Source organism: Shewanella sp. SM21 (assembly GCF_025654335.1).
In the GTDB taxonomy this organism is placed as follows: Bacteria; Pseudomonadota; Gammaproteobacteria; order Enterobacterales; family Shewanellaceae; genus Shewanella; species Shewanella oncorhynchi.
The window spans coordinates 34,252-55,346 of the sequence record NZ_JAKKRL010000015.1; the positions used below are offsets into that span (position 1 = coordinate 34,252).

Sequence of the window (21,095 nt, forward strand, 5' to 3'; positions counted from 1 at the left end):
TATGTGGTTTTTATATGTTGTTATTGGCCCAGCGTTTAAAAATCAGCGAGGTATTAATACCGCCAAAGGCGAAATTATTACTCATCACATAATCTGTATCGATTGGACGTAAATCACTACGGATATAGTCCAAATCGGCGCATTGTGGGTCGATACTTTCAAGATTAAGTGTCGGCGCAAACCAGCCCGCATTCATCATCTCAATACTCACCCAAGCCTCTAACGCGCCGCATGCACCTAAGGTGTGGCCCGTGTAGCTTTTAAGGGATGAAATCGGCATACCAGCACCAAAAACTGCATGGGTCGCGTGGCTTTCGGCGATGTCACCGCGATCCGTTGCCGTACCATGGGCGTTCACATAACCTATGGCGCTAGGCTCAAGCTGTGCGTCTTTGAGGGCCAACCTGATGGCGATTTCCATGGTCTGCGCGTTTGGTTGGGTGACGTGTTGGCCATCTGAATTCGTGCCAAAACCGACTAACTCAGCGTAAATCTTGGCACCGCGCGCCTTGGCGTGTTCTAGCTCTTCGAGTACCAGTGTACAAGCACCTTCGCCAATCACGAGGCCATCACGGCTCACATCGAAGGGGCGTGGCGTGAGTTCGGGGGTGCTGTTTTTAGTGCTAGTGGCAAACAGGGTATCGAACACGACAGCTTCTGTGGGGCAGAGTTCTTCGCCGCCGCCCGCCAACATTAAGGTTTGATGACCGTATTTGATGGCTTCATAGGCGTAACCTATGCCTTGGCTCCCCGAGGTACAGGCGCTGCTAGTGGTGTGAATTCGGCCTTTTAAGCCGAAAAATACCCCCACATTCACCGCTGTGGTGTGTGCCATCATGCGGATATAACTCGTGGCGGTGACGCCCGACATATCACCGGTTTTCAACATATCGCCAAAGGCGATGATGGCATCGGTACTGCCAGTGGACGAGCCATAGGCGATACCCATTTCACCCGAGGACACGATAGGATCGTCCAACAATCCCGCATCGATTAATGCAAGTTCACTGGCGCGGGTCGCCATGATAGAAACCCGACCCATAGAACGAATTTTCTTGCGCGAATAATGGCTTGGCACTTCAAAGTCGTTAATGGGCGCGGCTAAGCGGGTATTGAGGCCATCGTATTTATCCCAGTCACCCATAGTAACGACACAGTTTTTCTGCGCCTTAAGGCTCGCCGCTATCGCCTCCCAATCATGGCCCAGGGCGGTAATGCCGCCAATGCCAGTGACAACCACTCGTTTCCCTAAGCGGGTTTGATTTGTCGGCTCGCTCATTTAGATCATGCCTCCATTGACCGATATCACTTGGCGAGTGATATAGGCGGCATCGTCAGACATTAAAAATGCGGCTAAGGCGGCGATTTCACTCGGTTTACCCATGCGGCGCATCGGCACTAATTGCTCGACCATATCCTTAGGAATATCGGCCACCATGTCGGTTTCAATCAAGCCGGGAGCGATACAGTTGACGGTAATTTTGCGTTTTGCTAGTTCTAATGACAATGCCTTAGTTGCGCCGATAATACCCGCTTTTGAGGCGCTGTAATTGACTTGGCCACGGTTGCCCGCAATCCCAGAAACCGAAGCTAAGGTGATGATGCGCCCGCCCTTGCGGCCTTGTACCATAGGCATGACGCAGGGGTGGATGACATTATAAAAGCCGTCTAAGTTAGTGTGGATGACGCTGTCCCACTCGCTTTCTGTCATGGCGGGAAAGGCGGTATCGCGGTTGATGCCAGCATTGAGGATCACGCCATAATAGGCACCATTGGCCTCGATGTCGGCTTCAATGGCGGCTCTGACGCTGGCGCGGTCGGCGACATCAAATTTCAGCAGGCTCACATTCACCCCAAGCGCGCGGATTTGCGCGGCAGTGTCATCGGCAGCCGCTTGGTTACAGTGGTAATGCAGGGCGATATCGAAACCTGCCGCGGCGAGTTTTAGGGCGATGGCTTTACCAATGCCGCGGCTCGAACCGGTAACTAATACTCTGTTATTCATCTGTTTTCTCCACCCCATTTTATCGTTATGTGTCGGTATGGGGTTTCATGTATTTATGGTAAAAAGGTCGCTTGTTAAGGCGCTTTAAGGCTTTTTTATCTACATTATTGCTTTAGTGCCCAAGGCTTCTATTTGCCGCGTCTTGATTGCCTGCAAGATAGGCTTGTGTGTCCTGAGGTTGGAACACGTTCACATTGGCTTGGGCCACTAAGCTCTTTTCTAGCTCAGTGCCGGCTTCGGGCAGCAGATAAATTTGGCAATCGAATACCGCTAATCCCGATTCCTCTTGATAGAGGCGGCTGACTTGGGTGCGATAGGTGCGCCCGAGCTCATATTGCTTTGCATACAAGGTTAATTTGCGCGATCCCAATAGAAAACCGACGCGGATTTTATCATTGCGAAGCTTTGCCTCAACCCCAGCAAGGGCGGCAATACTTTGGGCCATATATTCGATACCCACATAATTGGGTACAGCTCGATGTTTATCATCGAAATAAGGGCTCTTGGCCGTGATAGTGACTTCGGTCTCTAGGTTATCGCGCCGATAGCCAATGATTTTATCGAGCAAAATCATCGGTGCCCTATGGGGAATAAAATCGGCAATATCCTGTTCGGCAAAGGGTTTATTGATCTTAAGTAACTGCATGGTACTAGGCCTCGTTACGGCAGAAAATCAGGCTGGCATTGCTGCCGCCAAAGGCGAAGGAATTGCTCATCACATAATTAAGCGCGCCCTTAGCGGCGACTTGATGGCGCTCGACTAAGGCAATGGACGGATCCTGTGGATCGACTTGTCCGTCCCATTGGTGGGGCGGCAGGGCTTTGCCGTGATTATGTGCTGAAAGTAATAAATAACAGAAGGCGGCTTCAATGGCGCCAGCGGCACCTAAGGTATGGCCGACTAAGGGCTTGGTCGAGCTACAAGGGGGCGTGTTCACGCCAAACACTTCAACCACGGCGCGGCTTTCCATCGCATCATTTTTAGGCGTGGCTGTACCGTGTAAGTTTATGTAACTAATGTCTTTTGCTGCAATGTGTGCATCTTGCAACGCCGCGTGCATGGCTTTGATCGCGCCTTCGCCTTCGGGGTGTGGCGCCGACATATGGTGGGCATCGCTCGACTCGCCAATACCCGCTAGCATGACCTCTGACTCGCCCAACGTCAGGACGAAAAGCGCCGCGCCTTCGCCGATATTGATGCCATCACGGTTGATGCTAAAAGGATTGCAGTGGCCTTTCGAGACAGACTCTAAGGCGTGAAAACCATTGACTGTGAGTTGGCATAAACTGTCGACACCGCCGACAATCACCATATCGCAGAGGTTAGCCTGTAATAGGCGTTTGGCACTGGCAAACACTTTGGCGCTGGATGAGCAGGCGGTTGAAATTGTGTAGCAAGGGCCATCTAGCTCAAAATATTGGCGTAAAAAGTCGCTGGTGCTGCCGAGCTCTTGCTGGAAATAGTGGTAATCCGCCGGAAAGTATCCGTGTTGATTGCGGTAGCTCAGCGCGGCTTCTCCTTTTGAAATCCCTGACGTGCTGGTGCCTAGCACAACACCAATACGGGCATGACCAAAATCCCGTTTCGCTTGTTCAACTGTGGTCGCAATTTGCAGTGCGGCGCACAGCAGTAATTGGTTGTTACGGCAATCGAACTGAATGAGTTTTTCGGGAATGGTTGGTAGCGCTGTCGTCACGGGGGCAACTAAGGTTGGGTGCTCGAACAGGAGAGTGTCACTGCGCAGCATCGCACTGGTATCACCGGCGATCAGGCGGTCTAAAACCTGCTGGGGATCTTGCCCTAGCGGGGTACACAATCCAATCTGTGTAATAGCTACTCTGTTCATCATTGTGTGTCTTTTTACCATGGCACAGTTAAGTGCGGATGCTAACAGATTAAATAGGTTCGATTTCTAGCTCAAATTTAGCTTGTGGCATAGTTAAGCTGATGTGGGCTTGCCAAAGAGCATCGCCGATATTTTGCTGATAACGGATTTGCACCACATGGGTTTGCTGGCCGCTTTTACTGATCAAGGTATCTTGACTATAGATCTGGCGACAGGGGATTGTATTCACTCGGGTGCCTATAAGCGTATCGCCCTGATTTCCCCCAACCGTATCGCAAAGACCTGTGACTAAATGACCACCTTCTAAATGGGCGCGAATACTCTGTTCAGGCCAATAGATCAGTTGCATCATCGCCATTAAATACTCAGCTTTAAAATTGTCCCCTAGCAGCACGCTTTGTTCACTGCTGAGTGTATTACCATCATAAACTAAGGTAAACAAAGCCTGTCCGAGTGGCGCTAAGCCAACGAGTGTCATGCGCTCATCCTCTAACTCTAATTGAGTGAGCAGTTCGTGGGACTTATCACCCACTTTAATGCTGACCTTTTGGCTAAAGGATTGGGGTGAGGATACGCCCGTTTTGCTCTCGGTTTGCGGGCTGCTAATGTCCGCAGGTTTGGCCGTCGGCTTAGTCAGAGGCTTATCGGCTGCGGGGGCAAAATCATGGGGCAGTGGCGCCAAGCAATAACGCATGTCTTTAGCGAGGCCGACACAGGTTTGCCTGAACAGCAGTTCGCTACATCCCGTCAGCCCTAGACTGATGATCAGTAGCGCGGGGAACACTCGCCATTTCGCGTTAAAGTTGAGCGACATGCGGTTACGCCTCTGCAAATTCAGGAATGGCAACTTGGTTTTGGCACAATTCGACCACCATGTTCAGGCGGCGCTCCGAGTCTTTAACGAAGGGATTATTGAGGTCCCAAGCGTAGCCCGCCAGAATCGAGCAAATCATTTGCTTGATGCGTGGATTCGGTTCTTCATAGAAGATCACATCCTGAAAGCGGCCATCATACCAAGCTTGCACATAGGTGCGGAAGGTATTCACCCCCTGCATTAAAGGTGCTGAGTAATCGGCTTGCCAGTCAACCGTTTCGCCATTGAGTTGTTTAGTCACACATTTTGCCGCCATCGATGCCGATTGCATGGCGATAGTGACGCCGGAGGAAAATACCGGATCAAGGAACTCACCGGCATTACCCAGTAGGGCGAACTTGTCGGTCGCAAGGCGTGACACATTGGCGGAATAGCCCTTGAGAGTGGCGCATTCTTGCACCACCTTAGCGTTTGCCAGTAGGGCTTTTAGTCCTGGTTCTTCATTGACTATGTTCATCAATTGTTGCTCAAGCGAACCTTGTAAACGCGCCAGTAATTGCGGTTCGGCAACCACGCCGAGTGAGCAACGGCCATTGCTAAAGGGAATGAGCCAATACCAAATGTCTTTATGCTCTGGGTGGACGCTGATTAAAATTTTATTTCGATCAAAGTTAGGATCGCTGATGTTGTCTTCCACATGGGTAAAGATGGCGCTACGCGGTGGTAGGCAAGACGGACTTTCTAAGTCGAGCAAGCGGGGTAACACACGGCCAAAACCACTGGCATCAAGCACATATTGGGCGCTGATTTGATAAAGCTCGCCCTGTTCATTGCGCACCATTAAGCATGGATTCTCGGTTAAATCTATCGCCTCGACGGTTTCGCCGTAGCGGATGTCGACCCCTTGGCTTTGGGCGGTATCGGCTAACAGTTTATCAAAACTGGCGCGCTGCACTTGGAATGTGGTGCCCGGCCCTGGGGTAAATTTATCGGTAAAATCGAAGGTAGTGTAAGTGCCATTGCGACGAAAGGCGGCGCCATTTTTATGTTGGAATCCGGCGGCATTGAGCGCATCTAACATGCCGGCTTCTTCGATAAACTGCATGCAGCAGGGCAGTAAACTTTCACCGATGGAGAAACGGGGGAAATGTTGTTTTTCTAACACCAGCACGCGCTTACCTTGTTGGTGTAGCAAGCTGGCGGCGATGGCGCCTGAAGGTCCTGCGCCGATAATAGCCACATCGACGGCAAGTGAATTTGGCATAGCCGATAAATCGTGAGCGGGTGTAGGCATGTAAAGTACGTTCCTTGTCGTTATCAGGACTTTTTAGTCGTTAAAATCAGTGGCGAAAGTAAAAAGGTTAAACCTATACCTAGTGACAGGGTTAAACCAAAATAATGAATCGCTTGGGTCTGGCTAAAGGCGAGTAAACCAAAGGCTAATAGGGTCGAGCAGGCGGACATAAATACCGCCATCATCACTGCCTTGCCGTGGTTTTGAGCAGAGGCAAAGAACAAGCTGTAGTCTATCCCAATCCCGAAAACTAAAATGAGCGCGAGTGCATGGAACAGACTCAGTGGCGAGCCCGTTAAGCCTAAGGTTGCAAGCGTTAGCAAGGCCGCAAGGGCTGGAACGGCAACGACAACCGCGGCTTTTTTAATGCCAAAATTCAGGCTAAACAACAAGAGTGCGATACCGAGTGCGAGCGCTAACAGCTTTAGAGTTAACTGTCGGTAATGGCCCATGACGGCGGAGATATCCGCGACTTTATCGATAAATTGTACGCTTTCATCATGGGCAAAGCGCGCCTTGATCGCGTCGATCTGTTTAATGCCGCCAAGCAAGACAATGGCACCATGCTCAGCGCTCGCGCCGCCATCATTTAGAACGTCATAGTCGGTGGCCTTGCTATTTGGTGCTAGCCACAGCGGTGCGAGTTGCTTGCCTGCCTCTAGCGTAAAGAAATCTGCTGGACTGATATATTGCTCTTTAGCTGCTAAGTAGCTTGCTTGCAGCTCTGGCTTTAAGTTCTCATCCAACCCAAGGCTTGTGAGCACAGTATCTATCTGAGTTTGATAGATTTCACCCTGTAAGCGATAAGCCGTGTCTTGCCTTTGATGACTGGGAAGATATCGGCTGAGGCTGACGTAGTTGCCTAACTCTTGGTTCGCAATAGCGGCATCGAGCAGTGGCGACACTCGCTCAAGCTGCTGCAGCAACGCTTCTTCACTCGCGGCGCGTACCAGTAAGAATTGATTATCTGTGCCGCCGCTGAGTAGCTGCCTGAGCTGATTTTCAGGTTCAGTCACGCTTGCGGGGCTTTGCTGCAAATGGCGAATATCGTCATCGACGGTTAACTTTGTTACGCCAACCAGACACCACACCATTATCACTAAAGCAAACATGCCCATGCCTAAAGGTGTGGTCAATCGGTTGGATAACTGAGTGAGGTTGGCAAGGTACTTCCCCGCTAACGCTAATGGGCGGGAGCCCGATGGCAAACGACTTCCCGCTAACTGTGGGTAGGCGAGAATGAGGGTGAGATAGGCCCCGAGTAGTCCCGCGGCGCAGAAAATCGCCACTTGCTGCATCCCAGGAAACGGCGCTAAACCTATGCCCACATAAGCTAAGGCACTGGTGATAAAGGCAAGTGTCACTGTGGGGAAGATATACGCGACCGTCGCCTTTGCGTTGCGTTCGGTATCGCTTAAGCGCTCGCAGTAAAAATGAAAGCTGTAGTCGATGGCAATGCCAATTAAGCTAGTGCCAAATACTAAGGTGAGTAAATGCAGCTCGCCAAACACGCTTAAGGTAAAAGTCACTGCCAGCAACAGCCCGCTGGAAATGGTAACGATTGCCAACAGTAGCGGCATCACTGAGCGAAACGCCAGCCAGACTAAAGCTATTACCCCAAGTAAGGATGCAAGACCGAGGATCGAGATTTCACTCTTAGCCGTTTGGGTCGCCGCAATCGCGTGAAACAGGGCACCAGCCTTAAGCAGTGTAATATCGGGATAGCTTTGTTTAACCGCATCCAATCCTAGGGCTAATGCCGTCATCTGCGCCAATTGCGCATTGGGATTAAAAGCACTTTCTTGGCCCTTTGCCATAACAACCGCGGCGACATTATCGCCTTGATTCGCGAGCAGTATCCCTTGGCTGGTCCTGACTTTTGAACTCGGCGCGAGGGCGAGTAAATTGGCGGGGAATAACAACAGCGGATCTTGGGCGAGCAAGTTGCTATTGGCGTAACTGAAGGCGTTGTAAAGCTGCGCCGTGGCCGCTTCAATCAGATTTCCAATGTCTTTCGTTGCTAACGCCTCAGCTTGTGGTGCTGTCAGTAATTTAAATCTGTGGTGGAAATAATATTGCCCCAACGCTTCACCGAGCTGCATATCGGCGCTGCGAATATCTGTGAGCGCGCCTTGCTTACCCCTTGCAACAAGGTCAGCTTCAAGCTTTTGCATCAACAGCTTAGCCGCAGCGATTGCCGTGGTTTCATCCTTGGCGACGAGTGCAATATAGACTTGATCGGCGAGCGTGGTTTCAACTTGGTTAAGGGCGCGTTCTGTGAGTTTGTCCTGCTGTAAATGGGGCAGCATGGCGAGGATATCGCTCTGCATCCGTGCGCCGTTTTGCCAGAGTTGCAAAGTCCACAGACTGGCAGACAGCATCAATAGCAACCAAATAGCTAGGCGCCATTTAGGGGATGATTGCATTAGCGCTTGATTGGCGCGCGCGGCGAAGTTGGCCATGGCTAAGGTTTATTCGCCTTGTCAGCCACAGCATATTGCGCCAATTCGGTTTCGCTGAGTTTGCCTTGGGAAAGCGCACTAAAGTCGATGCGGGTCATATCCTGAGGGCTCACACTCGGCGCCGCGCTCAGCAGCACTAAGGATTGCAAGGTATCGCCACCCTCTAACACCATATTGGCGATGGCTTTTTTCATTAAGGGATCTTTGGGCGTTAGGCCTAATTGCCATTGGCCGTCTGTGCTCAAGCTTTCTGTTTTTAACCTGTCTGCGATTAGGAAGTGCAGTTCAAAGTTCTCACTTAAACCGGAAATATCACCGCCGAGCATAGCGCGCACTAGGCTGGGCAATAAATCCCCCATAGCGGCAGCACTGGCATTCGCATCGGCCTTGCTGACTTGGACTCGACCTTGGCTATCGCGCTGAATAAGCTGCTTATCCTTTAAAATCAGCAGGGATTCGAAGGGTTTTATCTGCTGCCAAATCAGCCCTTGCTCTTTGTCGAAGATAAACTGACCTTGGCTGATTAACGGCTTTTTGAGCACCTTTAGTTGCCGAGATTGCACAAACTGGCCTCGCACCGTTTCGCCCAAGTTAAGCTTTTGGCTTAAGGCGACAAGCTGCGCGGTATCCGCACTTTGGCTAAAGAGTGTTTGATAAACACCGGGCTCAGCTAAGGTTTCTGCTTTGAGTGGCAGGGTTATCAAAGCACAAGCCAAGCAGAGAAATAATGCACACTTCGCCAGCACAGAGCTCTTCGTGAGTACTGAGTTCATTAGTCTTCCACCTTGGCGAGCAGGGTGGCGATTTTGTCACGGAATACGTCTGGGGTAACAAAGCACAATTCTTGGGTGCTCATATCGACCGCTGCTTGAATGGTATAACCCTTAGTGATGCGCGCACCGGTTTCGACGTCGCGGATTTGATAATTGATCTTTAAGCGGTTTTCCCACTCGACTAACTCGGCACGTACCGTGATTTTTTGCTCGAAGGTGCTAGCTTTGACGTATTTAATCTGCAAATCGATAATAGGCCACGCATAGTTAGATGCTTGCATTTGGCGGTAGTTGTAGCCCAACTCATCGAGCAGCTTGCAGCGAGCAATCTCGAAATAACGCAGGTAATTGCCATGCCAAGTGATCCCCATGGAATCCACATCGTGGAAGGGGATTTGCATTTCCATATCGATAGTGAGCAATGATTTCATCGGCACACTTCCCATTCACCCGCTTGGATTTTAGCTATGGTTTGGCGCAGCACGGCTTCAAGCGGCCTATCTTCAATTAAGGTCTCAAAATCACCGCGCACTTGGGCGAGTGTTTTCGCCAATGAAGGGGTGAGCGAGGCTTCGTCCAGCTCATTTTGGGCGATACGCAGGCCAATGCCTTGAGTCATGGCGAGTAATGCAGCCGCTGCGACTTGTTCGGTCAATTGCAGCACGCGCATACAATCGCGGGCGGCGATAGTGCCCATGCTCACCTTGTCTTGATTGTGGCATTCGGTTGAGCGTGAGAACACGCTGGCGGGCATAGTGTGTTTGAGCGCTTCTGCCGTCCACGCCGATACGCCAATTTGCACCGCTTTAAAGCCATGATTAATTGCGCGGCGCGGGCCGGTTGAGCCGGATAAGTTAGCGGGTAAGCCATTATTAAACTTAGGATCCATTACCAGTGCCATTTGGCGATCGATAAGATCGGCTAAGTTAGCCACAGTATTTTTCAGTGAATCCATCGCAAAGGCGATATGGCCGCCGTAAAAATGGCCACCGTGGAGAATATGCTCGCCTTCGCCGTCGACAATTGGGTTATCGTTGGCGCTGTTGACTTCGGTTTCGATAAACTGACGCATAAACGGCAGCGCATCCTGCAACACGCCGATAATGTGCGGCGCGCAGCGGATGGAATATCTGTCCTGCAGCCTGTCAGAATTACGTGGATGTTCGTGGTGATTTAAATCTTCCCGTATCCAAGTGGCGATTTGGTTTTGCCCTGGATGCGGTTTAGCGGCAAATAAGATTTCATCAAAATGGTTCGAGTTGCCTTTTAGCGTTAACGAAGCCATAGCGGTAATGCGGCTACTTAAGCGGGCAAGATATTGGGCGCGATCGAAGGCTAAACAGGCCAAGGCCGTCATCACAGCCGTGCCGTTCATCAGGGCTAAGCCTTCTTTTGGCCGCAGTACGTGCGGGGTGATGTTGAGCTTAACGTACACAGCTTGAGTCGCTTGGCGCTCACCTTGGTAAATCACTTCGCGCTCGCCGACTAACACGGCGGCCAAATACGACAGCGGCGTTAAATCACCGCTGGCGCCGACCGAACCTTCTTCTGGGATTACAGGGACTATGTTGAGATTGAGCAAAGTTTCGATGCGCTTTAATAGCTCATAGGTCACGCCAGATTTGCCAATGGCTAAGGAGTTTAAACGGCAAGCCATCACAGCGCGGGCCTGCATTATGCTTAAGGTCTCGCCTAAACCGCAGCCGTGGAAGCGGGTTAAATGCAGTGGCAATTCGTGGACCAGATCTAAGCTCACATTGACTGTGCAAGAGTCGCCATAACCAGTTGTTACACCATAAACCACGCCTTCTTCGTGCAGCAGGCTATCGATAAAGCGCGCACCTTTTTGAATATATTCTTGATAATCCGCATCATCACAGAGCATGACTGGTGCGCCCTTGGCGACGGCAACCACTTGTTCTAAGGTAAGAAATTGACGGCCGAACTCAACAGTCTTTAAGTCTGATTGATTCTTTGAGTCGGCGGCTTGGGTGTGGCTCATGAATGACTAGTCCTGTCTGTCTTATGATCCTGCTCTGGGATCTGCGGTGATGCTGATTCTGTTGTTACAGCATCGGCTTGTACTGAATTGGTTGATGCGCGTTCTAATTCGCTGTCTTTACGCCAAAAATCGAAGAAGTTAAACCATTGCAAAGGCTCGCGTCTGGCAAAGTATTCTAAGCGTTCGCTGTAGCGATTTACTGCCTGCTGTAATCTGTCCATTCTGCCCGCCCTTGGGCCTTTAAGTGTTTCGGCGAAGTGTTCTAAATGCACCCGATAACGGCCCTGTTCCCGCAGACAAAACATTAAAAAAACAGGGCAATCGAGTAAGCCAGCCAAAATAAACGGCCCTTGGGGAAACGCGGCATCTTGACCCATAAACGGCGCGTACATGACGCGACCTTGGGTATTCGGCGAGGTTCTATCGCCCGCGATCACCACCAGTTCACCGGCTTCTATTTTTTGCTGCAACAGCATAGACGTCGCGGGGTTAAGCTCGGTCACTTGAATAAGATTAAGCGTGCTATCTGGATTTAACTGTTTGAGTACCTTATTGAAATTTTCCGCATGGCTCGTTAACACCATGACATTCACTTTGACTTTGCGCTGGTGGATTGAAATGGCGCGGCAAAGTTCTAAATTGCCAAGGTGAGACACCAATAACACGGCGCCTTTACCGCTTTCGAGTTGGTCGGCCAGCACTTGGCGATCGGGGAAATCCACTTGGCTCAATTGGATGCGATCGCACCAGGCATCGATTCTATCGAGTGCGGCATTGCCAAAGGCTAAAAAGTGATTCAGGCTATCGCGCCAGCCTATGGGCTGATTGAGCTTAGGATGTTGCGGCTCAAGTACTTGTACGCGGCGCAGGAAGTCTAACGAGGCGTTACGGGTGACTTTGCCTGTGAGAAAGAAATAGCAAATCACCGGATACATAATGGCGCGGCACAACCAATGGCCGCCAAAGCGATAGCTCTCGGCTAACAGTTTGATGCCCCAGTAACTGCCGCGCTCCTTCATGCCCGACCAATGGGTGGTCGCAGTTATTTGCTGCTTCGATGAGGTCTCTGAAACATAGGCTTGTTGCTGTGATTTACGCTTCAATAGCCAAGGCAGGCGTTTGAGCATGCCGAAAAATAACTTGGTATGCAGTTTAGTGATGCGCACATTGTCGGCCACACCTTGAAAGTGACTAACACCACCTTCGGGATAAATCACCTTAGTCGGCTGGAATAAAATTTCCACCCCTTGCCAGTAGAGTTTGACGAGGATTTCAATATCAAAATCCATTCGCTCCGTTAAGGCTTGCTGGCGCAGTAATCGCTCAGTAGCGGCCAGCGGATAAACGCGAAAGCCACACATAGAATCTTGAATATCAAAGCTTAAGGTTTCGACCCACACCCAAAAATGAGTGATATAACGGCCATAAAGCCTGCCCTTAGGCACGGATTCATCGTACTCGGGTTTGCCTGAAATCAGCGCATCGGGTTTAGCCTGCGCCCTTGCTACCATAGCTGGAATATCGGCTAGATTGTGTTGACCATCGGCATCGACCTGCAGTGCATGACTAAAGCCATCGCGGTAGGCTCGGCGTAGGCCCGTCATCACAGCAGCGCCTTTACCACGGTTGTAAGGATGCAGCAGCAAAGTCACCCAAGGATAGGTTTGGGCTAAGGATTGCAGTAGATAACGGGTTTCGTCATTGCTGCCATCATCAATCAAATAACAGGGCAGATTAAATTGGGCGAGTTCGGCCAAGGTCTGGGCAATTGCGGCACTGTGATTGTAATTGGGGATCACTAAGGCGAGCTTAATGGGCGCCGACTCAACTAAGTCGCTGGGAGGTGTTAGCACTGGCTCGCCCCATCGCTGCTGTTGGTATCAGAAGGCTTGCTGTTAACGGGCGAGATATCGAAGGCGATACGACCTGACGCGTAGCGGTTTTCACCATCGCTATAGGCGAAGGTAAGTTTTCCCTTAGCCGCATTGTTGCTAATGCTTAAGGTGACTTCTTGCCCCGGCAGTATGAGTTGCTGAAACTTAAGCACTTCTAAGTTGGCTACGGCTTCGCAATAGCCGAAATATTGGCAGCCTAAACGCACCGCCCAATCTAATTGCGTCACGCCTGGCAGTACGGCTTGCTCGGGAAAATGTCCCTTAAAAGATTCAAGGTCGGCCGCCACTAACAGACGTAATTCAATGTTATCCATGCCGATATTGGAATGCAGGATCGGCGGTAAACTCGATTTAATCATGATCAAATAACTCGACTAACTGGGCAGTGACACGCTTACCCTGAGTGTTAAGCGGCAAAATATCGGGATAACGCCAGCGGCGTGGCAGGGTGACTCGCTCAAATTGTGTCAGTAAATGTGCTTTTAACGCATTGTTGATACTGAGTTTTCCCTGCTCTTGATGCACGCTGCGGCCAAGTGCGGAGAGGGTCACGACCGCGCCCAGTTGGGATTTAAACTGCGGCAATACGACAAGTGCGGCTTGCTCAACATAGGCGTGACTGCCTAACAGCGTTTCCATTTGCGCCAGTGACAGGCGTTTTTCTTCAATCTTAACGATGCGATCGAGTCGGCCCTTGAGTCTAAACTGGCCATTTTCGGTCGGTTCGATTTTATCTTCGCAGCGCAACCATTCATCGTCGGCTAAATAGGGTGATTTAAGTAGCAAGGCTCCGTCGCTAGGATCTTGATCTATCGATATTCTGTCAAACACTTGCCAAGGTTCATCGGCCTCATGCTGACGGCGATAGGCGATGCCGCCCGTTTCTGTGCTACCAAAAATTTCGATGGGCAGATGGCCATAGCATTGGCTGATCCCCTGAGCCGCTGCAAAACTTAAGGGCCCGCCGGAGCTAAACACTAAGCTGGGTGAGCGCAGCTGCCGCTCGTGCTCTAAGGCCTTAGGTAAACGCGATAACTGGGCAGGGCTACTGATCAAACACAGGTTTGGCAGTAAGGCGGTGTAATAGCTTAAGGTTTCTGGGTATTCAATCTGCTCGCTTAAAAATGGCCGACTGGCGGCGAGTGGCCACAAAATCTTGAATAACAGGCCATAGATATGCTGGTGGGAAACCGTTGAAACCACACTGCAATGGGGTAAATGTTCGGCAAAGGTATGTTCGAGCACTGAGACTTCAACGTCTAATTGCTGAAGTGTTTTACGGATCGCCTTAGGTTCGCCACTGCTGCCGGAGGTAAATAGCACAAGTTCGCCGATAGCCTCGCTCGCCGGCCAAGGCTTGCTCGGTAGGCTCAGCTCTTTTCTCAGTAGAATAAAGGCCTGACTTTCACACAATGGCTTGTCCGACAATATGCCTTCAAACTGGTGGGTTAATTCGCTCAGCGTGCCCGTTTGGGTGTTGGCTGGTAAGATAATTTCCTTGCCTGCTAACAGCGCCGCACATAAACCGACAGCAAACAGATCGCTGGTATCACTCGCGAGCAGCCATTTTTTCTCTGGCGCGGCCAGCAGTTGCTCATAAAAATACGCCACCTGATTGGTAAATAATGCACCTGTGACTATGTCGTGGTGATTAAAGCTGATCAGTTGTTGGGCAAAGGGCCCTTGGGTTAACCAGTTTTTGAGTAGCTGTGTCATGTTTTCTTCAACCAAAAGCTGCGATATAACCATTCCCCACCGAGGAGCAGTCCCATGAGTACGTATGCAATCAAACCGTTATACAAGGTCCAGGTTGCTAAGCTAGTAAAGCCAGCGGTGTAAGCCGCCATAGTGCCATTGAAGATAAATAAGCCGCACCAAAGTAGCGTGACTTTTTTAAGATACCCAGTGGCTTCATCCGGTAAATCGGGTTCTTTCAAACGGGCTAAACGTTCGATCATGCTAGGGCCAGTGTGCAGTGAATAACTGAACAGCGCCAGCATAGTGAGATTTATCACTACTGGGTAATACAGCAGCCAATCACTGCGCTTGGCAAGATAACTGCCTGCCGTGAGCACAATCCCCACCAATAGTGGTAAAACTAATGTCTTAACCCTTTGCTTTTGTAGCATTAGCCGCATTATCAGCAATAAACACAGCACGAGCGCTATGGTGCCAGCAGGCAAGTAACTGAGCCCTAAATACACGGCAACGGGGTAGGCCAGCAAAGTTAGGGCGGTTAAGACCTGTAGCAAGGCTCGCATTAGGTTTTAACTAAACCTTCGATAGCATTAATCACATCGTTGATTGTGCGAACTGATTTAAATTCATCGGGTTGGATCTTTTTACCTGTCAGTTGCTGCAGTTTTATCACTAAGTCGACTGCATCAATACTGTCGAGATCGAGCTCTTCATACAGGTTGGCCTCAGGCGTAATCGCCTCGGCATCAATTTCGAATTCGTCCACTAAAATAGTGGTCAGCATAGCGAGGATTTGTTCACGATTTTGCATATTCCTCTCCTATGGACGCTGTGATTCGATAAAGCGAGCTAAGCTGGCAACACTGTGGAAATGGGCCTTAGTGGCATCCGAATTGGCTTCGATTTTGACATCAAATTTTTTCTTGATGGCTAAGCCGAGCTCGAGGGCGTCGATAGAATCTAAGCCTAAACCTTCGCCAAATAGCGGTGCATCGGTTTGGATATCATCAATGCTGACGTCTTCTAGATCGAGACAGTCGATGATTAACTGCTTTATTTCATTGTTTAAGTTCATAATTATTTTCGAGTTGTTGTTTATAGTAATGTTCAAGATCCCGCGTCAGCTGCCGGGCCATTTTTGCATGCTCACCTAAAGCCGCTTGGTACTTCTGGTAAGAAACGATTGTGCCGATTTCAACGGCCATTCCCATGGTTTGCCTTGGGATTTCATACCAAGGTTGCTCCTTTGTCAAACCACGGACATTGGTACGTAGCACCACAGGTAAAATATCCGCTTCGGCCCTTAAGGCGATATTGGCAGCGCCGCGGGCAAAGTGGTTAATGGTCGCACCGACCACCGTACGCGTGCCCTCGGGGAAGATGATTAAATTGGTGCCTCTTGCGAGCACTTCGCGGCAATCCTCTAGCATCAATTCGGCGCCGCGATTGGGAATATAACCCGCGCAGGACACCACACCCCGCAAAAATGGATTACGCCACAAAGCTTGTTTGACTATGCAGCCCGCATTGGGCATGAGACTTATCAATACCACCACATCGACTAAACTGGGGTGGTTGGCAATGACGATAACGCCTTTGGCATCATGTAATTTTTGGGCATCGTGGCTGCTGACCTTAATCACACCTGCCCAAGTGAGCATGGCGACAAAGCCTTTGAACATTAAATGCACGGCCTTTTGTACCCGAATAATCCGCGCCTCTGGTGTGCCTGGCCAAAAACGCAGTAGCGGCAGAATGGTCAAGGAGCTTAATAAGCCGCCTAAGCCAAAGGCGATATAACAACTCACGCCGCCTAGCCAACGTGGCACATAATTCAGCCCTTCGCGGCGAGTTTCCGGCAAGGTATAAGCGGCATTGAGTATTGAATCTTGATGATCCTTGGCGGCGTCATGGCTGTGGGCTGCATCAAACATGCTCAAGTCTCCAATGCCATTGGGATAAGCAGCCTGAAATATTTTGCGCCGTCGCTAGGGCGTGGATAAATGCACCATAGGTCAGCGGATTTAAAGCTGTTGCTTTAGAAATGCGGCTCACCGTGAGCTTGGCCGAAGCGGGTGTATCGAAGGGCGCGAGCTGTAGGCCTAGGGCCAAAGGTAATTCAAATTCTTGGGTAAACTCATCGTACACCGGAGGCACTGGGTCATCACCGAACACCAATAGCAATGGTTCTGGCGATTGATGTAATTGGGCGAAGGCTTCGACCATAGCTTGGGACAGGGTTTCTGTGCCCGCCGCAACAGAGGTTGAAGGCGCGGTATTGGCCGCCACTATGCCAAAAATGCCGCTGGCGGTGTTGTGCACCGACTGACTAAAACCTAAGGGCGATAAGGGCTGTTTGGCGATAATGTCTTCGAGCAGGCCAATGGTGCGCTGTAACTCTCCATGGCGCGAGGCAAAAATAGAGCGACAATTTGCAGGCATTTCGCACTGAAAACTCACCTCTAACATCATCTTAGTCAAGCGACTAAAACGGCGGCGCTGCATGGCGGGAATTTGTTTGAGTGCGGGAGCTGTGGTATCCGACTGTGGTGGCGTATCGAGATTGAGCTCAGCCGAACTCTCGCACCAAGTTTGCCAACTTTGATGGTGCTGATATTGGGGGGCCCAAGCGCCCCAAGAGAGAATGCTGAATGTTAGTTGCACTACTTTGCCTCGACACTAAATTTAAGCTGTCTTAGTTATCCCTAACTAAGTTAGAACATTAATGGATTGTCATACCATAGTGAGGAGTATACGCGTTAGAAGAATGACGCTCGAAATGCCCTCTACAGCGTGGTCATTCTACACTATGCCCTTTCTTTTTATGAAGCCATTTGCATTGTGCGGGTTAACGGAATGGGATCAAGTGCTGTGATTTACAGCACTTATTCGACATTGAGTAACAAATATCGCAGTGGCTATCTGATTTCGCTGACGCTTTAACTTACAGGTTAAAATGAAAAAAGGCGCACTGAGCGCCTTTTGGCATGAGCTTGATAACCTATTGCGACAATTGATTCTCGATTTTACGCAGCGCTACTTTCAACTTGCGAGTATTTTCTGGACCCATACGGATCAACAGTTTTTGTGCACTGGGTAGTGCCTCTAAGTTAGGGTCAACGAATTGATAGTTAACGCTAATTGAATTCAGCTCAATCGGATCTTCAATAATAGGTGCTGCGAGTAACATTTTAATCGCTTGCAGCATTCTGTCGTTAAATTTGGCGTTGCTGTAGCCGAGTTCGGTAAAGGCTTCCTCTAGGAGCGGCGTCAGTTGCTTGTAAGTTGTGATTAAGCTCTGTTCGTCCATTTTGGCAATCGAGTCAACATAGGCATCGTATCTGTGGAAACCCTCAGGATTTAAATACACTTTGTTGGTGATTTCTGAGACTGAGAACAGCTTCTCTGGTCCTTTAAGTGGGCTAACTTTACGGGTTAATTCACCCTGAGCTAGGTTATCCACGAATACCACAAATTGGCGGACGAGATCTTGCTGCACTAACGAAGAACTCAGCACATTGTTATTGATCATGGCGAGGGCTTTTTGTTGCACAAATGCATCACTTTCAGCCAGCACAGGCACAGGTTCTACGACAACTTCAGGCTCTGCCACTGCAGTGGTTTCAGTGCTATTGGTGTTCGTTTCTGTAACGGCAGGCGTCGTCTCTGTGGTTTCAGGCTCTGGCGCACTTTCGAGCGTCATAGGTTCAGATGGCGGTGTTTCAGGCAATACAATAGGGGCGTTAGGAATGAGTTTAGGTGAGTCAGAATCACCGCTGTAGTAATAATATCCTCCGGCAGAAAGTAGCACGACGAGCACTATCGCAAAAAGCGCAAAGCGATTGCTGCTAGAAGAAGTCTCTTGAGGTGTTATTCTATCATCTTGATTAACTTGCATTTTACATCCTTCGCTTGAGTGTCAAGGTAACTTGGTGAATACATGCAGCTAACATTAAAGTGCAAGAGCGGGCTATTTGAAGGCCGCAGGTTCATTTTGCAAGTTTCCATGCGCTTGTCTATAGCGCTTAGCTGAACATAAACAATTTATTTCGAGTAAAGGCAGATGTTACGCCTCGTTCTTTACCCTTTAATATTTGCGGCCTAAGCCTGCACATAGTGCTGTCTGTGCCCGAGCCAACGTAAAATAATTGCATCGACTTTTTCGGGAGCTTGCGCCATTACATGGCTCGCTAATTTCTGAATGTGTGGGATCAAAGCTTGATCGCGCACCAGATCGGCAATTTTGAGCTCAGCCAGTCCTGTTTGCTTAGTGCCAAGCACTTCACCCGGGCCACGAATTTCTAAATCTTTCTGCGCTATGATGAAACCATCATTGCTTTGTCTGAGTACGCTCAGTCTTTGGGTGGCGGTATGGCTCAACGGCGCCTTGTAGAGTAACACACAATGGCTTGCGATGGCGCCTCGACCGACTCGTCCGCGCAGTTGATGTAGTTGTGCTAGACCTAAACGTTCAGGGTTTTCAATGATCATCAGGCTGGCATTAGGCACGTCGACGCCCACTTCAATCACGGTTGTTGCTACCAGTAGATGAATAATGCCTGCCTTAAAGTCGGCCATGATTTGCTGTTTCTCGGCGCTCTTCAATCTGCCATGCACTAGGCCAATATTGAGCTCGGGCAGGACGAGGCGCAGTTCTTCGGCTGTGTCTTCGGCGGCTTGGCATTCGAGCACTTCGGATTCTTCAATCAGAGTACACACCCAATAGGCCTGACGTTGGTCGCTGATGACAGCGTTGCGGACCCGTTCAAGCACTTCGTTACGGCGTAAATCAGCAATCGCCACAGTGGTCACTGGAGTTCGCCCCGGCGGCAGTTCATCGATAATGGACGTGTCGAGATCCGCATAGGCCGTCATCGCTAGCGTGCGCGGGATCGGCGTTGCCGTCATGATCAATTGATGCGGGTGGAAACCTTGGTTCACGCCCTTTTCCCGCAGGCCTAAGCGTTGGTGTACGCCGAATCTGTGTTGCTCATCGATAATAATTAACGCGAGTTTGCTAAAGACTACATGCTGCTGGAAGATGGCATGGGTCCCAATTACCATCTGGGCTGCGCCAGATTCAATATCCGCAAGGGATTGGGTTCTGGCCTTGCCTTTAAGTTTTCCCGCCAGCCAACCTACCTTAAGTCCGAGTGGCTCAAACCAAGCGGCAAAGTTAGTTGCATGTTGCTCGGCCAATAACTCGGTCGGTGCCATCATGGCAACTTGATAACCGTTTTCAATCGCTTGTAATGCCGCCATCGCCGCGACTAAGGTTTTGCCAGAGCCAACATCCCCTTGCACTAAGCGCATCATAGGGTGCGGTTTTTCTAAATCTTTGCCTATATCAGCCACGACTCTTTGCTGGGCGCCAGTCGGTTTAAAGGGCAAAGCGGCGAGGAAAGGATTGAGCAACTGTCCCGTGGCCTGCATGGTGACAGCGGCATCTAAATTACTGCGCTGCCTTAGGCGTAACATGCTGAGATTGTGGGCGAGTAATTCTTCCTGCACGAGTCGCTGCTGTGCAGGGTGTTGGCCTAACTCTAAATCGAACTGAGAGATCCCCGCAGGAGGTCGGTGCAGCGTCTGCAGCGCTTGTTTAAGGCTGATGTTATTCGGTTGCAACTGCGGTGGCAGCAGCTCAGTTAAGCCACCCTCTTCCAGCAATACCAAAGCTTGCTCCGTCAGCTTTAGCCAACTCGCCTGTTTTAAGCCCTCAGTTGTGGGATAAATCGGCGTTAGGGTATCGCTTAGGTGAACATCTTCACCGGGATACACGACTTTATATTCTGGATGCACTATCTCAGCTTGATGACTACCACGGCGCACTTCACCATAGGCGCGGATCATCAAACCATTTTGCATGGCATTACGTTGGGCGACGGAAAAGTTAAAGAAGCGCATGCTCAAGCTGCCTGTATCGTCGCGCACATTGCAGACCAGCATACGCTTGCGGCCTTGGATTATTTGTGTCGATTGGATTTCAGCTTCTATAGTGCCGTAACCGCCTAGGCTGAGGGCGGCAATGGGATAGATTTGGGTTCTGTCTTCGTAGCGCAGGGGTAAGTGAAACAGCAGATCTTGTACTGTTGTGATGCCGAGCTTTGCGAGTTTCTCCGCGACCTTTTTGGCGACGCCTTTGAGGTCGGTGATCGGAACAAGATCCAATTGCTGCAAGTCGTTAGCACTCAATCACTGTGAATTTATACATATATTAACAGAGAATAAGCGTAAGGCAATCTCAAGGGGAATTAGGGTGTTATCAAATTTTGTTTGGAAGCATAGCTAATATCCTTCTGTGGCCT

General features: G+C 50.1%; 20 protein-coding genes. All 20 read right to left on the reverse strand.

The window, feature by feature from the left end; translation table 11 throughout:
- Positions 1-10: 10 nt before the first annotated feature.
- A complete protein-coding gene (locus L5L94_RS18075; protein ID WP_263147785.1) occupies positions 11-1,279 on the reverse strand; it encodes a beta-ketoacyl-ACP synthase in 1,269 nt (422 codons plus the stop codon).
- Positions 1,280-2,005 (reverse strand): 3-ketoacyl-ACP reductase FabG2, encoded by a 726-nt coding sequence (locus tag L5L94_RS18080; protein ID WP_263147783.1) that lies wholly within the window; start codon positions 2,003-2,005, stop codon positions 1,280-1,282.
- Positions 2,006-2,117: 112 nt separating this feature from the next.
- Positions 2,118-2,651, reverse strand: a complete 534-nt coding sequence (locus L5L94_RS18085; protein ID WP_219251353.1) for a hotdog family protein — start codon at positions 2,649-2,651, stop codon at positions 2,118-2,120.
- 4 nt (positions 2,652-2,655) lie between these two features.
- Positions 2,656-3,855 carry a beta-ketoacyl-[acyl-carrier-protein] synthase family protein gene (locus L5L94_RS18090; protein WP_219251354.1) on the reverse strand — a complete coding sequence of 400 codons (1,200 nt, stop codon included), beginning with the start codon at positions 3,853-3,855 and terminating at the stop codon, positions 2,656-2,658.
- Positions 3,856-3,901: 46 nt separating this feature from the next.
- Positions 3,902-4,666 (reverse strand): DUF3261 domain-containing protein, encoded by a 765-nt coding sequence (locus L5L94_RS18095; RefSeq protein ID WP_173242750.1) that lies wholly within the window; start codon positions 4,664-4,666, stop codon positions 3,902-3,904.
- A gap of 4 nt (positions 4,667-4,670) precedes the next feature.
- Positions 4,671-5,960 carry an NAD(P)/FAD-dependent oxidoreductase gene (locus L5L94_RS18100; protein WP_263164387.1) on the reverse strand — a complete coding sequence of 430 codons (1,290 nt, stop codon included), beginning with the start codon at positions 5,958-5,960 and terminating at the stop codon, positions 4,671-4,673.
- A 23-nt stretch (positions 5,961-5,983) separates the two neighbouring features.
- The gene (locus L5L94_RS18105) at positions 5,984-8,422 is read right to left on the reverse strand and encodes an MMPL family transporter (RefSeq protein ID WP_263164389.1); all 2,439 of its coding nucleotides are present in this window, start codon (positions 8,420-8,422) and stop codon (positions 5,984-5,986) included.
- A gap of 2 nt (positions 8,423-8,424) precedes the next feature.
- A complete protein-coding gene (locus L5L94_RS18110; protein ID WP_263147773.1) occupies positions 8,425-9,195 on the reverse strand; it encodes an outer membrane lipoprotein carrier protein LolA in 771 nt (256 codons plus the stop codon).
- Complete coding sequence (locus tag L5L94_RS18115; RefSeq protein ID WP_063884990.1) at positions 9,195-9,626, reverse strand: acyl-CoA thioesterase; 432 nt, start codon at positions 9,624-9,626, stop codon at positions 9,195-9,197. Before L5L94_RS18115 ends, L5L94_RS18110 begins: the two co-directional genes overlap by 1 nt.
- Complete coding sequence (gene hutH / locus L5L94_RS18120) at positions 9,623-11,197, reverse strand: histidine ammonia-lyase (protein WP_263164391.1); 1,575 nt, start codon at positions 11,195-11,197, stop codon at positions 9,623-9,625. The genes L5L94_RS18115 and hutH overlap by 4 nt, the downstream gene beginning before the upstream one ends.
- The gene (locus tag L5L94_RS18125; RefSeq protein ID WP_263164392.1) at positions 11,194-13,050 is read right to left on the reverse strand and encodes a glycosyltransferase family 2 protein; all 1,857 of its coding nucleotides are present in this window, start codon (positions 13,048-13,050) and stop codon (positions 11,194-11,196) included. Before L5L94_RS18125 ends, hutH begins: the two co-directional genes overlap by 4 nt.
- On the reverse strand, positions 13,044-13,451 hold the full coding sequence (locus L5L94_RS18130) for a thioester dehydrase (RefSeq protein ID WP_113941117.1): 408 nt from the start codon (positions 13,449-13,451) through the stop codon (positions 13,044-13,046). Before L5L94_RS18130 ends, L5L94_RS18125 begins: the two co-directional genes overlap by 7 nt.
- Complete coding sequence (locus L5L94_RS18135; RefSeq protein ID WP_113941116.1) at positions 13,444-14,808, reverse strand: AMP-binding protein; 1,365 nt, start codon at positions 14,806-14,808, stop codon at positions 13,444-13,446. The genes L5L94_RS18130 and L5L94_RS18135 overlap by 8 nt, the downstream gene beginning before the upstream one ends.
- Positions 14,805-15,353 (reverse strand): hypothetical protein, encoded by a 549-nt coding sequence (locus tag L5L94_RS18140; protein ID WP_263140735.1) that lies wholly within the window; start codon positions 15,351-15,353, stop codon positions 14,805-14,807. The genes L5L94_RS18135 and L5L94_RS18140 overlap by 4 nt, the downstream gene beginning before the upstream one ends.
- Positions 15,353-15,601 carry an acyl carrier protein gene (locus L5L94_RS18145; protein ID WP_011787696.1) on the reverse strand — a complete coding sequence of 83 codons (249 nt, stop codon included), beginning with the start codon at positions 15,599-15,601 and terminating at the stop codon, positions 15,353-15,355. The genes L5L94_RS18140 and L5L94_RS18145 overlap by 1 nt, the downstream gene beginning before the upstream one ends.
- 9 nt (positions 15,602-15,610) lie before the next feature.
- Positions 15,611-15,865: a phosphopantetheine-binding protein gene (locus tag L5L94_RS18150; protein ID WP_113941114.1), complete on the reverse strand. Its 255-nt coding sequence runs from the start codon at positions 15,863-15,865 to the stop codon at positions 15,611-15,613.
- A complete protein-coding gene (locus tag L5L94_RS18155; RefSeq protein WP_263164394.1) occupies positions 15,849-16,724 on the reverse strand; it encodes a lysophospholipid acyltransferase family protein in 876 nt (291 codons plus the stop codon). Before L5L94_RS18155 ends, L5L94_RS18150 begins: the two co-directional genes overlap by 17 nt.
- Entirely contained in the window at positions 16,717-17,454 is a 738-nt protein-coding gene (locus L5L94_RS18160; RefSeq protein ID WP_113941113.1) for a beta-ketoacyl synthase chain length factor, read from the reverse strand. Before L5L94_RS18160 ends, L5L94_RS18155 begins: the two co-directional genes overlap by 8 nt.
- Before the next feature lie 337 nt (positions 17,455-17,791).
- Positions 17,792-18,688, reverse strand: a complete 897-nt coding sequence (locus L5L94_RS18165; RefSeq protein WP_219255063.1) for a DUF3014 domain-containing protein — start codon at positions 18,686-18,688, stop codon at positions 17,792-17,794.
- Between the two features lie 203 nt (positions 18,689-18,891).
- On the reverse strand, positions 18,892-20,967 hold the full coding sequence (recG, locus tag L5L94_RS18170) for an ATP-dependent DNA helicase RecG (protein WP_263164396.1): 2,076 nt from the start codon (positions 20,965-20,967) through the stop codon (positions 18,892-18,894).
- Between the last annotated feature and the right edge of the window lie 128 nt (positions 20,968-21,095).